This window comes from Rhodococcus sp. 2H158 (assembly GCF_053764755.1).
On record NZ_JBSNCE010000006.1, the window covers coordinates 1 to 13,758 of the forward strand.

At 72.0% G+C, this 13,758-nt stretch carries 11 protein-coding genes; 7 read left to right on the plus strand and 4 right to left on the minus strand.

What is annotated here, in order from left to right; all coding sequences use genetic code 11:
• Both ACWPOB_RS07035 and ACWPOB_RS07040 read left to right on the plus strand, forming a co-directional pair.
• Positions 1-515: dTDP-4-dehydrorhamnose 3,5-epimerase family protein (locus ACWPOB_RS07035; protein ID WP_455400344.1), on the plus strand; the 515-nt coding region annotated here is incomplete at its 5' end.
• Entirely contained in the window at positions 512-997 is a 486-nt protein-coding gene (locus ACWPOB_RS07040; RefSeq protein WP_100055754.1) for a GtrA family protein, read from the plus strand. The genes ACWPOB_RS07035 and ACWPOB_RS07040, both read left to right, overlap by 4 nt.
• 76 nt (positions 998-1,073) lie before the next feature.
• Here ACWPOB_RS07040 and ACWPOB_RS07045 read toward each other — a convergent pair whose 3' ends face one another.
• Positions 1,074-1,496 (minus strand): GtrA family protein, encoded by a 423-nt coding sequence (locus ACWPOB_RS07045; protein ID WP_006932748.1) that lies wholly within the window; start codon positions 1,494-1,496, stop codon positions 1,074-1,076.
• Positions 1,497-1,702: 206 nt separating this feature from the next.
• Between ACWPOB_RS07045 and ACWPOB_RS07050 the strand changes: the two genes are divergently transcribed.
• Genes ACWPOB_RS07050 through ACWPOB_RS07060 form a run of 3 tightly spaced genes read left to right on the plus strand, consistent with a single transcriptional unit; the run spans position 1,703 to position 5,841 of the window.
• Positions 1,703-3,127, plus strand: a complete 1,425-nt coding sequence (locus tag ACWPOB_RS07050) for an FAD-binding oxidoreductase (protein ID WP_100055753.1) — start codon at positions 1,703-1,705, stop codon at positions 3,125-3,127.
• Positions 3,127-3,888 (plus strand): decaprenylphospho-beta-D-erythro-pentofuranosid-2-ulose 2-reductase, encoded by a 762-nt coding sequence (locus ACWPOB_RS07055; RefSeq protein ID WP_100055752.1) that lies wholly within the window; start codon positions 3,127-3,129, stop codon positions 3,886-3,888. Before ACWPOB_RS07050 ends, ACWPOB_RS07055 begins: the two co-directional genes overlap by 1 nt.
• A 39-nt stretch (positions 3,889-3,927) precedes the next feature.
• Positions 3,928-5,841, plus strand: coding sequence for a galactan 5-O-arabinofuranosyltransferase (locus ACWPOB_RS07060; protein WP_455400487.1), 1,914 nt, complete (start codon positions 3,928-3,930; stop codon positions 5,839-5,841).
• A 60-nt stretch (positions 5,842-5,901) separates the two neighbouring features.
• Here ACWPOB_RS07060 and ACWPOB_RS07065 read toward each other — a convergent pair whose 3' ends face one another.
• The 3 genes from ACWPOB_RS07065 to map all read right to left on the minus strand — a co-directional run bounded on the left by ACWPOB_RS07065 (position 5,902) and on the right by map (position 10,089).
• On the minus strand, positions 5,902-6,321 hold the full coding sequence (locus ACWPOB_RS07065; protein WP_455400345.1) for a DoxX family protein: 420 nt from the start codon (positions 6,319-6,321) through the stop codon (positions 5,902-5,904).
• A 153-nt stretch (positions 6,322-6,474) separates the two neighbouring features.
• Positions 6,475-9,249: an FAD-binding and (Fe-S)-binding domain-containing protein gene (locus tag ACWPOB_RS07070; protein WP_455400346.1), complete on the minus strand. Its 2,775-nt coding sequence runs from the start codon at positions 9,247-9,249 to the stop codon at positions 6,475-6,477.
• 72 nt (positions 9,250-9,321) lie between these two features.
• The gene (map, locus tag ACWPOB_RS07075) at positions 9,322-10,089 is read right to left on the minus strand and encodes a type I methionyl aminopeptidase (RefSeq protein ID WP_455400347.1); all 768 of its coding nucleotides are present in this window, start codon (positions 10,087-10,089) and stop codon (positions 9,322-9,324) included.
• A gap of 39 nt (positions 10,090-10,128) precedes the next feature.
• Here map and ACWPOB_RS07080 point away from each other — a divergent pair, with 39 nt between their 5' ends.
• Complete coding sequence (locus ACWPOB_RS07080) at positions 10,129-10,398, plus strand: helix-turn-helix domain-containing protein (protein WP_029547035.1); 270 nt, start codon at positions 10,129-10,131, stop codon at positions 10,396-10,398.
• A 108-nt stretch (positions 10,399-10,506) separates the two neighbouring features.
• The gene (locus ACWPOB_RS07085; RefSeq protein WP_100056634.1) at positions 10,507-13,758 is read left to right on the plus strand and encodes an arabinosyltransferase domain-containing protein; all 3,252 of its coding nucleotides are present in this window, start codon (positions 10,507-10,509) and stop codon (positions 13,756-13,758) included.

Consider the following 13,758-nt stretch of genomic DNA (forward strand, 5'->3'; position numbering starts at 1 on the left):
TCTTCTACGAGTGGTTCAAACAACCCACCTTCACCGACGCCGCCGGACGCGCCCTCGACCTCGCCCAGGCCAACTGCTCGGTCTCCGCCGCCGGGGTGCTGCGCGGCATCCACTACGCCGACGTCCCCCCCGGGCAGGCCAAGTACGTCACCTGCCCGGCCGGCGCGGTGCTCGACGTCGCCGTCGACCTGCGCGTCGGCTCCCCCACCTTCGGACAGTGGGACTCGGTGCTGCTCGACGACGTCGACCGCCGCGCGATCTACCTCCCCGAAGGCCTCGGCCACGCCTTCCTCTCCCTGGCCGACGGCTCCACCGTCGTCTACCTCTGCTCGACCACCTACAACCCCGACCGCGAACACGAGATCGACCCCCTCGACCCGCGGATCGGCATCGACTGGCCCACCACCGGCCGCGACGGGCAACCGCTGCGCCACCAGCTCTCCGCCAAGGACCGGGCGGCCCCCTCCCTGGCCGACGCCGTCGCCGCCGGGTCGCTGCCGCGGTACCTCGGGTGAGCGCGCAGCCGGTGTCCTCCCCCGATCCCGTCACCGAACCCGCCGGCGCACCCGGCGGGATGTCGGGGGCGCCGGGCCCGCTCATGCGCCTGTTCAAGAACCAGGCCGTGGCGTTCCTGCTGGTGGGGGCCTTCAACACCGCGCTGGGCACCGCATGGTTCATCGTGTGGCAGCTCGCCGTCGGCGACACCCTCGGCTACCACTTCGCGATCGTGGCGGGCTACGCCTCCAACGTGCTGTGCGCCTTCTCCACCTACCGCTACCTCGTGTTCCGCGTGCGCGGTCACTTCCTGCGTGACCTGTGGCGGTTCGTCACCGTCAACCTGAGCGCGTTCCTGCTGAACCTCGCGCTCATGACGCTGGCGGTGTCCGTCTTCGGATTCCCCCCGATCCCCGCGCAGATCGTGATCACCTTCGTGACCGCGACGGCGAGCTTCTTCGGCTACCGGGACTTCTCCTTCCGCCGCGCCAAGCACGACTGAACGACCCGAGCGAACGGACCATTTCGTCGGACCACGGAGGTGAGCGATACATTCGCTCGCCCCCACGGCCGACCGGTCAGCGCAGGCGGAAGATCACGGCGCGCTGCACCACGAAGTTGATGACGGTGGCCGTGCCCTGCGCGACGACGAACGCGAGCGGCACGCGCCACCACTCGGCGGGCAGCGCGTCGTACAGCACGTAGTTGATGCCGACCTGCACGGCGTAGGTGACGGCGTACAGGATCACCACCGCGACGAACCGGGCCCGGCTCGGTTCCGCCCTGAAGGTCCAGCGCCGGTTGATCAGGTACGCGGTGGTGGTGCCGGCGACGAACGACAGCGACTTCGCGACGTTGACGTGCAGCCCCACGGCGAGCAGCAGCACGTAGAGACCGAAGTCCACGATCGCGGACAGCCCGCCGGTGAGGACGAACCGCACGATCTGCGTCTTCAGGTCGAGCGCCTCGTCGGCGGTGCTGTCGGTGAGGGGGATCTCCACCGGCAGGGGGGCGTGGTGCTCCGGTTGCGTCTGCCAGTGCGGGTGCTGCGGGTGCTCGGACACGGCGACAGCCTATGCGAGCGGCGCGAGCGCCCCCGCTCCGCGACGGCGCGCACCGGGACGGTTCCGGCAATCCGGACGCCGGGGCGGGGACGTCGCCACCGACACACTCTCGCTGCTGCGACCGGCGGGTAACCTGTACGGCGATGTCCACGACAGCTGCAGAGCCGGCCGCCGCGCCGCTCCCCACCCAGACCCGCACTCTGACCGGCTGGGGGCGCACCGCCCCGACCACCGCGGAGGTGCTGTCCACTCCCGACGTCGAGGTGATCGCGCAGGCGGTCACCCGGGTCGCGGAGCAGAACGAGTCCAAGCCGTCGCATCTGCGCCGCGGTGTCATCGCTCGCGGCCTCGGCCGCTCGTACGGTGACCCGGCGCAGAACGCGGGCGGGCTCGTCGTCGACATGACGGCGCTGGACCGGATCCACACGATCGACCGCGAATCGCGTCTGGTCACCGTCGACGCGGGCGCCAACCTGGACCAGTTGATGCGCGCGGCGCTGCCGTTCGGCCTGTGGGTGCCGGTGCTGCCGGGCACCCGGCAGGTGACCGTGGGCGGCGCCATCGGCGCGGACATCCACGGCAAGAACCACCACAGCGCCGGCAGCTTCGGCAACCACGTCCGGTCGATGGACCTGCTCACGGCCGACGGTCAGGTGCGCACCCTCACCCCGAACGGGCGCAACTCCAAGCTGTTCTGGGCGACGGTCGGCGGCATGGGCCTGACCGGCATCATCCTGCGCGCCACGATCGAGATGACGCCCACCGAGACGGCGTACTTCATCGCCGACGGCGACGTCACCAGCACCCTCGACGAGACGATCGCGCTGCACAGCGACGGCAGCGAGGCGAACTACGACTACTCGAGCGCCTGGTTCGACGCGGTCGCGCCGCCGCCGAAGCTCGGCCGCGCGGCGGTCTCCCGCGGTTCGCTCGCGAAGCTCGACCAGCTGCCGAAGAAGCTGCAGAAGAACCCGCTGAAGTTCGACGCGCCGACGCTGCTGACGTTCCCGGACATCTTCCCGAACGGCCTGGCCAACAAGTACACCTTCAGCGCCGTCGGCGAGCTGTGGTACCGCAAGTCCGGCACCTACCGCGGCAAGGTCCAGAATCTGACGCAGTTCTACCACCCGCTCGACATGTTCGGTGAGTGGAACCGCGCCTACGGTTCGAACGGCTTCCTGCAGTACCAGTTCGTGGTGCCGACGGAGGCCGTCGAGGAGTTCAAGAGGATCATCGTCGACATCCAGAAGTCGGGGCACTACTCGTTCCTCAACGTCTTCAAGCTGTTCGGCCCGGGCAACAAGGCGCCGCTGAGCTTCCCGATCCCGGGGTGGAACATCTGCGTCGACTTCCCCATCAAGGCGGGCCTGAACGAGTTCGTCCGCGAACTCGACCGCCGCGTCCTCGAGTTCGGCGGCCGCCTCTACACCGCCAAGGACTCGCGCACCTCCGCCGAGACGTTCCACGCGATGTACCCGCGCATCGGCGAATGGATCAAGATCCGCCGCTCGGTCGATCCCACCAACGTGTTCGCCTCCGATATGTCCAGAAGGTTGGAACTCCACTGATGATCAACGCCGTCGGCAACCCCCAGACCCTGCTGCTCCTCGGTGGCACGTCCGAGATCGGCCTCGCCATCGTCGAGGAGTACCTGCGCAGGGCGCCGGCCCGCGTGATCCTCGCGGCGCTGCCGAACGACCCGCTGCGCGACGACGCCGTCGCGCAGGTGAAGGCCGCCGGGGCCACCAAGGTCGACCTGATCGACTTCGACGCCCTCGACACCGGCAGCCACCCGAAGGTGATCGACCGCGCCTGGGGGGACGGGGATGTCGACGTCGCGATCGTCGCGTTCGGACTGCTCGGCGATGCCGAGGAGCTGTGGCAGAACCAGGCCAAGGCCGTGCAGATCGCCGAGATCAACTACACCGCGGCCGTGTCCGTCGGCGTGCTCGTCGGCGAGAAGATGAAGGCGCAGGGCTACGGCCGCATCATCGCCATGTCCTCCGCCGCGGGTGAGCGGGTGCGCCGCTCCAACTTCGTGTACGGCTCCACCAAGGCCGGTCTCGACGGCTTCTACCTCGGGCTCGGTGAGGCGCTGCGCGAGCACGGCCCCCGCGTCCTGGTGATCCGGCCCGGGCAGGTCCGCACCCGCATGTCCGCCGGGGTGAAGGAAGCCCCGCTGACGGTGAACAAGGAGGACGTCGCCAAGCTCGCCGTCTCCGCGTCCGAGAAGGGCAAGGAACTCGTGTGGGCTCCGGGCGCCTTCCGCTACGTGATGATGGTGCTGCGGCACGTCCCGCGCGCGATCTTCCGAAAGCTGCCGATCTAGGCTGCGGGGGTGTCCGACCCAGCCGTACTCTCCTCCGACGTGGCCCCCTTCCGGCGTGCGCTCCGCACCGCCGGCGAGGGGGCCGCTGCGGTTCTCGTCGCCGCGATCGTCGCCGCCGTCGGCCTGTTCGCGTTCGCGCGCGTGCAGTGGCCCGCCTTCAACTCGTCGAACGTCACGCAGGCCGTCACGACGGTGCTGCAGGTGGGGGCGCTCGCCGTGCTCGCCGTCTCCGTCGCGCTGCACCGGCGGCGACGGTGGACGCCGTTCGCGCGGGTGCTGTCGTGGGCCGGCCTGTCGGGCCTGGTCACCGTCACCCTCGGGATGCCGCTGGCCGCGACGAAGCTCTATCTGCACGGCATCTCCGTCGACCAGGAGTTCCGCACCGAGTACCTGACGCGGCTCACCGACTCCCCGGCCCTGCGGGACATGACGTACGCGGACCTGCCGCCGTTCTATCCCGCCGGCTGGTTCTGGGTGGGCGGCCGCTTCGCGAACCTGCTCGGCATGGACGGCTGGGAGGCGTTCAAGCCGTGGTCGATCGTGTCGCTGGCCGTCGCCGCCGTCGTCGCGCTCGTGTTGTGGACCGCGCTGGTGCGGGTCGATCTGGCCGTGCTGGTCGCCACCGCGACCACCGCCGTCGTCCTCGCCTACGGCTCCCCCGAGCCGTACGGCGCCGTCATCGCGCTGCTGCTCGCCCCTGCCCTCGTCATGGCGTGGGGGGCGCTGTCGCGCCCGGTGCGTCCTTTGGGCGGCTGGAGCAGCCCAAAGGGCGCACCGGGCGGCGGAGCCGCCGTCGGGACCGGGCTGTTCCTCGGGCTGGCGGCCACGTTCTACACGCTCTACCTGGGCATCGCCGCGTTCGCCGTCACCGTGATGGCCGTCGTCGCGGCGGTGCTGGCGCGACGCGCGGCCGGCACGTGGCGCGCCGTAGTCCCGGTGCTCGTGCAATTCGTGGTGATCGGTGCGATCGCGGCGCTCGTCGCGCTGATCGTGTGGGCGCCGTTCGTGCTCGAGGTGCTGCGGGGCGGGTCCACCGCCGGATCCGGCACCGCGACGCACTATCTGCCCGAGACCGGGGCCCGGCTGCCGCTGCCGATGTTCCACGGTTCGCTGATCGGGCTGCTGTGCCTGCTCGGCACGGTGTGGCTGGTCGGACGGGCCACGTCGTCGCGGCGCGCGCAGGCCCTCGGGCTCGGCGTCGTATCCGTGTACCTGTGGTACCTGGCGTCGATGGCGCTGACCGCGCTGGGCAACACCCTGCTCGCCTTCCGCCTCGAGGTGATCCTGCTCGTACTGCTCGCGGCCGCCGGCACGTTCGCATTCGTCGACTTCACCCGGTGGATCGTGCTGTCCACCAGCGAGAACCAGCGGGTGCGGTGGTCCCTGATCGCGGTCGGCGCGCTGGGCGCGGTCGCGTTCACCCAGAACATCCCGCAGGTCCTCGCGAGCGAGATCACCGTCGCCTACACCGACACCGACGGCAACGGTGAACGCGCCGACCAGCGTCCGCCCGGCGCCGGCGCCTACTACGCCGAGCTGGACGAGGCGATCACCGCGGCGCTGGACCGGCCCCGCGACGAGATCGTCGTCCTCACCGCCGACACCACCTTCCTCGCCTACCACCCCTACCTCGGATTCCAGGCGCTGACGTCGCACTACGCGAATCCGTTGGCGGACTTCGAGGCTCGCGCCGCCGCGATCGAGGACTGGGCGTCGCTCGAGACGGCCGACGAGCTGCTCGCGGCGTGGGACGAGTCGCCGTGGCGGGGCCCCGACGCGATCGTGTTCCGGCAGGGCGCCGAGGGTTACACGCTCCGGCTCGCCGAGGACGTGTACCCCAACGACCCCAATGTGCGCCGCTACACGGTGACGTACCCGAAGTCACTGTTCGACGATCCGCGCTTCACGATCTCGGAGATCGGGCCGTTCGTCGTCGTCACCCGCACCGGATAGCCGCAGTCGTCCGCGAACCCGACGGTGTTCGCGGACGACCGGCAGCGGTTGCGAGGGGGCTCAGGCGCGGCGCAGCGGCATCACCGACCGCACCACCGGATCGCGCAGGTACAGCCCGGCCCACACGACGACACCGACGTAGACCGGGAAGAGGATGGTGCTGAAGAGCGGCATCTCGTTCATCATGTTCGTCGCCACGGCGCCGCCGAGGTACCCGGTCAGCAGCACCGCCCCGAGGATCGAGGTGGCCGGGACCAGGTACAGCGCCAGGCACATCAGCAGGACGACGCCGATGACGTAGTTGAGGTCCGGGTCGAAGCCCAGATCGATCATCGCCTCCCGGGCCTGGTCGACGTTGAGGATGTGGATCGTGACGTCGAACAGCAGGAACAGCACGACGAGGCCGGTGAGCACGAGGCCGGCGATGCGGAACTTCCGGTCGGTGGTGCGCTCGGTGGGGCGGGTGGTGGTCGAGATCATGACGGGCTCCTGGGGTCGCGGGGTGGTCTCGCTACGGACTGACCGGCCGGCCCGGAAAAACTCATCGCGCTGCGCTGTGCCGGATCCAAGCCCGTCCCGGCCACCCACAACGATCGAGGCGGGTGATGTCCGGCACCGCTGTGGATCGTCGGCTCACAGCCTGGACGCGAGCAGCTGCGCGAGGTGTACCCCTCGCCGGTCGGTGAGGTCGGCGATCTGGGTGCGGCACGAGTAGCCGTCGGCGAGCACGACGTCGTCCGGGCCCGCGGCGGCGATCGCGGGCAGCAGCTGGTGCCCGGCGACGGCGACGGAGACGTCGTAGTGCCCGGGCACCACGCCGAAGTTGCCGGCGAGACCGCAGCATCCGCCGAGCCGGGTGACCGTCGCGCCGGCCCGGCGCAGCAGCGCGGCGTCGGCGCCCCACCCCATCACGGCGTGGTGGTGGCAGTGCGGTTGGGCCACCACCGTCGTCCCGGACAGCGACGGCGGCTCCCAGTCGCCGAGCAGCTCGGCCAGCGTCACCGTCGACTCGGCGACGACGCGCGCCGGCTCGAACCCGAGCAGCTCGACGGCGTCGGAGCGCAGGACCGCGGTGCACGACGGTTCGAGCCCCACGATCGGCATGCCGGCCGGGAACAGGGCGGAGAGGGTGCGGCCCAAGATCTTCCGGGCGGCATCCAGCTGACCGGTGGTGATCCACGTCAGGCCGCAGCACTGTTGCCGGTCGGTCACGCACACCCGTCGGCCTGCGGCCTCGAGCACCCGCACCGCGGCGATCGCCACCTCCGGGGTGAAGTACTCGGTGAAGGTGTCGACGAACAGCAGGACGGGCTCGCCGTCCGTGCGACGCTCGGCGGCCGTGTCTGCGAACCAGCGGCGGAACGTGCGCGGCGCGAACTCGGGCACGCGGCGGCGCCGGTCCACTCCGGCGAGGGTCAGCCCGGCGGCCGCCACCCCCGGCACCTTGCCCAGCGCGTTCACCGCGCGCGGCGCCCGGCTCGCCAGCGCCGCCCAGCGCGGCAGCCGCCCGAGGGTGTAGTGCGTGACGGGCCGCACGCGACCCTGGTAACTCTGGTGCAGCACTTCGGATTTGAAGGTGGCCATGTCCACACCGGTCGGACAGTCGGAGGCGCAGCCCTTGCACGCCAGGCACAGCTCGAGCGCCTCGTGCACCTCCGGTGAGCGCCAGGACCCGGTGACGAGAGTGCCGTTGAGCATCTCCTGCAGGACCCGGGCCCGGCCGCGGGTGGAATCCTTCTCCTCCCGCGTCGCCAGGTACGACGGGCACATCACCCCGCCGAGGCCGGCGGTGTCGGCGCGGCACTTGCCGACGCCGGTGCAGCGGTGCACGGCCTGCGTGAAGTCGCCGCCGTCGCCGGTGTACCGGAACGCCAGGCCGCCCTGGACCCGTTGCGCGGCCGGGACTCTGAGGTCCCGATCCGAGGGGACGGGATCGACGAGCACGCCGGGATTGAGCAGGCCCTCGGGGTCGAACACCGCCTTGACCGCCCCGAACAGCCGCAGCGCGGTCGGCGAGTACATCAGGAGCAGCAGTTCGCTGCGCGCCCGGCCGTCGCCGTGCTCACCGGACATCGAGCCCCCGAACGAAGCCACGAGTTCGCCTGCCGCGAAGAGGAATTCGCGGAATATCCCCGGGATCCCGAGCGGCACGTCGAGGCGGATGTGGATGCAGCCGTCGGCGAAATGCCCGTACGGATAGCCGGTGACGCCGTAGCGGGTCAGCAGCAACTCGAACTCGCGCAGGTACTCTCCCACCCGCTCCGGCGGGACGGCGGCATCCTCCCAGCCGGAGTGGGCGGGCAACCCGGCGGGGCTGCGCCCGGACAGCCCGGCCCCGTCCTCCCGGATCCGCCACAGTTGCGCGGCCTTCCCCGGATCGGTCACGATCAGCGAATCCACCGCCGAGACGGCGTGTTCGAGAGACGACGCCCGGGCGAGCACCTCGCCGGCGTCGTCGCCGGACAGTTCGACGAACAGCCACGCCGCCCCGCGCGGCAGCGGCGGCACCGCCGCCGGGCCGCGCCGCGCGCGCACCACGTCGACGATCCGCGAGTCGAGTCCCTCGCACGCGGTCGGGGTGAAGCCGAGCAGCGCGTGCGCGGCGTCGCCGGCCGTCGCGATGTCGGGGTAGCCGAGGGCCACCAGGACGCGCACCGCGGGATCGGCGACGAGCCGCACCGTCGCCTCGGTGACGACGCCGAGCGTGCCCTCGCTGCCGACGAGGAAGCGCAGGACGTCGAACCCGTTCTCCGGCAACAGGTGTTCGAGGGCGTAACCGGACGCCTGCCGGCCGAACCGGCCGAACTCGGTGCGGATGGTGGCGAGGTGGTCGAGCACGATCCGGCGCAGCGATTCCAGGACGGGGGCGTCGTCGGGCAGCGACAGGTGCCGGCCCGCGCCGGTGAGCACCTCGAGGCCGAGGACGTTGTCGGACGTGCGACCGTAGCCGAGGGTGCGGGCACCGCAGGCGTTGTTGCCGATCATCCCGCCGACGGTGCAGCGGTTGTGGGTGGACGGGTCGGGCCCGAAGCGCAGTCCGTACGGGGCGGCCGCGCGCTGCAGTTCGGACTGGACGACGCCGGGCTGCACCGTCGCGGTACGGGCCTCGGGGTCGATCTGCAGGACACGTCCGAGATGGCGGCTGAAGTCGAGCACGACGCCGGGGCCGACGGCGTTGCCGGCGACGGAGGTTCCGCCGCCGCGCGAGGTGAGCGGAACGCCGTGCCGGCGGCACACCTCGAGCACGGTGGCGACCTCGTCGATCTCACGGGGCCGCACCACCGCCTGCGGGGGCACCCGGTAGAGGGAGGCGTCGGACGAGTACAGGGCCCGGGTGGTGGTGTCGTCGAGCACGTCGGAGATGCCCGCGCCACGCAGGGCCTCGCCGATCGCCGTCGCCCTGGCCATAGGCCGATGCTAGTGCCTACCGGGGTCGCTTCGTCGCGGGTCGGACCGGTGCACCCGGGGATCGATCCGTCCTCAGCGGTGGGTGAGGACGACCGGTCCGTCCTCGGTGATCGCGACGGTGTGCTCACAGTGCGCGGCCCGGCTGCCGTCGGCGGTGCGCAGCGTCCACCCGTCCGGGTCGTGCCGGTACGCGTCGCCGCCCCCGGCGTGCAGCATCGGCTCGATGGCCAGCACCAGCCCGGGCCGCAGTCGCATCCCGCGCCCGACCCGGCCCTCGTTGGGCACGTGCGGGTCCTCGTGCATGCGGCGGCCGATGCCGTGGCCACCGTGGTCGGAGAGCATGCCGTAGCCGCGGGAGCGGACGTATCCGCCGATCGCCGCGCCGATGTCGCCGAGGCGGTTGCCCGGCAGGGCGGCGGCGATGCCGCGCGCGAGGGCCTCCTCCGTCGCGGCGATCAGGGCGAGGGCCTCGCGGTCGGCGGCGCCGACGATGAAGCTCACGGCGGCGTCCCCGCACCAGCCGTCGAGCACGGCCCCGCAGTCGATGCTCACCAGATCGCCGTCACGCAACCGGTAGCCGCCGGGAATGCCGTGGACGACGACGTCGTCGACGCTCGCGCACACGACTCCGGGGAACGGCGACGGAGCCCAGTCGGGGTGGTAGCCGAGGAACGGGGAGGTCGCGCCGGCGTCGCGGACGACCGCGGCGGCGACGTCGTCGAGTTCCTTCAGGGAGACCCCGATCGCCGCGTGGGCCCGCACGGCCGCGAGCGCGTCCGCGACCACGGCGCCGGCGGCCCGCATCGCCTCGATCTCGCCGGGCGTCTTCAGTTCGACCATGTCGCCTCCCAATAGAAATACCGGTATTACTATACGAGCATGGTGCGCGAACCGCTGACCCCGGTCCAACTCGAGCGCGGCCGGCGGCTCGGCGAACGTCTGCGCGCGGCGCGCGGCACCGCCAGCATGGCAACGGTCGCCGGCGACGCCGGCATCTCCGTCGAGACACTCCGGAAGATCGAGACCGGCCGCATCGCCACGCCCGCCTTCTTCACCGTCACCGCGCTCGCCCGGGTCCTCGGGCTCTCCCTCGACGACCTGGCCGGCGACCCGGCGGGCGACCCCGTCGAGCACGGGGCCGCCTCCTGACCGGAGGTGCTCGCCCCCGGCGCCACCCTCCCTCGCCTAGCATCGATCCTTGTGCCCGTCGATGTCCTTTCGCCCGAAACGCCCGCTTACGCCGATACGAAGGCCCGCGTGCGCACGGCCAGGATCGTCGCGACGGTCACCGGACTGCTCGGCATGGTGCTCGCCCTGTCCGTGCCGTTCCTGCCGGTCCGGCAGGAGGCCGCCACCGTCAGCTGGCCGCAGGGCACCGACCTGACCAACATCGAGGCGCCCCTCGTCTCCTACACCCCCCTCGAACTGCGGGCGAGCGTGCCGTGCTCGGCCTTCCCCCTGCTCGGCGACGACGGCGGCACCCTGGTCTCCACCGTGCCGCCGGGCGCCCCCGACGCCACCGAGAACGCCCTCGTGATCCGGACCGTCGCCGGCACCGACGGTGGCTCCGCCACCGTGGAGGTGGTGCTGCGCAACTCGGTGGTCGTGTCGGCACCGATCGACGACGAGCACCGGTGCACGGCCGTCACCGTCGCCACCAACGCCGACCGCACCGCCGCCGAGATCGTCGGCCTCGAGCAACACGACGACGGGCACCACGTCGCGGTGCTCGACGGCGATCACCGGCCGCAGATGGTCGGGGTCTACTCCGACCTGCAGGGCTCGGTGGAGGCCCTCAACTCCGGCCCGGACGCCGAGCGGCTGTCCGTCCGCGCCGCCCTCGACTCGCGGTTCACCTCCACTCCGACGCTGGTCAAGCTCGTCGCGATGGTCGCCTGCCTCCTTGCGACCCTGCTGTCGCTCGTGGCGCTGCACCGGCTCGACGGCGTCGACAACCGCCGCGCCCGCCGGGTCCTGCCCGCCCACTGGTGGCGGTTCACCGCGGTGGACGCGGTCGTCGTCGGCACGCTGCTGCTGTGGCACGTCATCGGCGCCAACACCTCCGACGACGGCTACATCCTCAGCATGGCCCGCGCCTCCGACGGCGCCGGCTACATGGCCAACTACTACCGATGGTTCGGCGTCCCCGAGGCCCCGTTCGGCTGGTACTACGACGTGCTCGTCCTGCTCGCGAAGGTCTCCACCGCCAGCGTGTGGATGCGGCTGCCCGCCCTGCTCGCCGCCGTCGCCTGCTGGATGGTCATCAGCCGCGAGGTCATCCCCCGGCTCGGAGTCGCCGTCCGCCGCAACCGCATCGCGCTGTGGACGGCGGGCCTGGTGTTCCTCGCCTTCTGGCTGCCCTACGACAACGGCCTGCGGCCCGAGCCCATCATCGCGCTCGGCGCCCTGCTCACCTGGTGCTCGATCGAACGCGCCGTCGCCACCGGCCGCATGCTGCCCGCCGCGATCGCCGTGCTGCTCGCCGCCTTCTCCCTCGCCGCGGGCCCCACCGGGCTCATCGCGGTCGCCGCGCTCGTCGCCGGAGCCCGGCCCGTCGTCGTCCGGCTGGCCGGTCGCCGCCGGCTCGTCGGGATCCTCCCGCCCGTGGCTGCCATCCTCGCCGCGGGCACCGTCGTCCTCGTCGTCGTCTTCGCCGACCAGACCCTCGCCTCGGTGCTCGAGGCGACGCGCGTGCGTTCCGCCGTCGGACCCAACGTGCCCTGGTTCGACGAACGGCTGCGCTGGGACGCGCTGCTGACCGTCTCCCCCGACGGATCCCTCAGCCGCCGCTTCGGCGTGTTCGTCATGCTGCTGTGCCTGGTGGTGTGCGTGATGCTGATCCTGCGCAAAGGCCGCATCCCCGGTACCGCCCTCGGCCCCTCGCGCCGCATCCTCGGCATCGTCTTCGCGTCGCTGCTGCTGATGATGCTCACCCCGACCAAGTGGACCCACCACTTCGGCGTGTACGCCGGACTGGCCGGGTCCGTCGCCGCGCTCGCCGCGGTCGGCGTCGGCGCCGTCGGCATCCGCTCCGCCCGCAACCGCGCCCTCTTCACCGCCGGGGTGCTGTTCGTGCTGGCGCTGGCGTTCACCGGCTCCAACGGCTGGTGGTACGTCTCCAGCTACGGGATTCCGTGGTGGGACAAGCCGCCGTCCATCTCCGGACGCGCCTTCTCCACCGCCCTGCTCGCGCTGGCCCTCGTCGCGCTGGCCGTCGCCGCGTGGTTCCACCTGCGCGAACCGTTCGCCACCCCGAAACCCGACCGCAACGGCCGGGTCAGGGCGATCGCCTCGGCGCCGCTGACCGTCGTCGCCGCGGGTGTCGTCCTGTTCGAGGTGCTCTCGCTCGTCAAGGGCGCGGTCGCGCAGTACCCGGCGTACTCGATCGCCCGCTCCAACGCGGCCGCCCTCACCGGCAGCAGCTGCGGCCTCGCCGACGACGTCCTCGTCGAGACCGACCCCAGCGCCACCGCGCTGACCCCCCTCGACGGCGACGTCGCCGATGCGCTCGGCGCCGGCACCGCCGACGGCTTCACCCCGAACGGCGTCGCCCTCGACCTCACCGCCGACGAGGAGATCTCCACCACGGGCGGCGCCAACACCGTCGACACCGACGGGGGCGGCACCACCACCTCCACCGGCGCGGGCACCGGCGGCGGCCGCGGCGCCGCCGGCATCAACGACAGCACCGTCGCGCTGCCGTTCGGCCTGGACCCCGCCCGCACCCCCGTGCTCGGCAGCTACCGCACCGGGGCGCAGCAGGAAGCCGACCTCGAGTCCGGCTGGTACGCGCTGCCCGAACGCACCGACGCCACGCCGCTGCTGGTCGTCACCGCCGCCGGCCGCGTGCACTACGTCGACCCCGACGGCGTCCTCACCCCGGGCGCGGACGTGCTGCTCGAGTTCGGGCGAACCGGCGGCGGTTCGAACGTCGAGCCGCTGGCGCGCGTCGCGCCCGTCGACATCGGGCCGTCCCCGTCGTGGCGCAACCTGCGGGTGCCGAGCGACCGGATTCCCGCCGACGCCGACGCGGTCCGGCTGGTGGTGACGGACGGCAACCTGGCACCCGACCAGTGGGTGGCCGTCACCCCGCCGCGGATGCCGCGCCTCGAGACATTGAACACCCTCGTCGGCTCCACGGCCCCGGTCCTGCTCGACTGGTCGGTGGGCCTGGCGTTCCCCTGCCAGCGTCCGTTCGATCACCGCTACGGCGTCGCCGAGGTCCCCGAGTACCGGATCCTGCCCGACCGGGTCGGCGCCGACTCCACCAACGGCTGGCAGGACGACATCGGCGGCGGCCCGCTCGGCTGGATACCGCTGCTGCTCACCGCCGAGACGATCCCCACCTATCTGAACCACGACTGGGACCGCGACTGGGGCTCGCTGGAGCGGTACGCGCCCATCGACCCGGGCGCGACGACCGCGGAGATCGCCACCGAGGACGTCGTCCGCTGGGGCTGGTGGTCGCCCGGACCGATCCGCGACGGAGTGCCCGTAATGCGTGAATAG

Coding starts and splice junctions, on each gene's coding strand:
- ACWPOB_RS07050 (WP_100055753.1), top strand. CDS start 1,703: ATGTCCACGACAGCTGCAGAGCCGGCCGCCGCGCCGCTCCCCACCCAG.
- ACWPOB_RS07055 (WP_100055752.1), top strand. CDS start 3,127: ATGATCAACGCCGTCGGCAACCCCCAGACCCTGCTGCTCCTCGGTGGC.
- ACWPOB_RS07065 (WP_455400345.1), bottom strand. CDS start 6,321: ATGATCTCGACCACCACCCGCCCCACCGAGCGCACCACCGACCGGAAG.
- ACWPOB_RS07070 (WP_455400346.1), bottom strand. CDS start 9,249: ATGGCCAGGGCGACGGCGATCGGCGAGGCCCTGCGTGGCGCGGGCATC.
- map (WP_455400347.1), bottom strand. CDS start 10,089: ATGGTCGAACTGAAGACGCCCGGCGAGATCGAGGCGATGCGGGCCGCC.
- ACWPOB_RS07080 (WP_029547035.1), top strand. CDS start 10,129: ATGGTGCGCGAACCGCTGACCCCGGTCCAACTCGAGCGCGGCCGGCGG.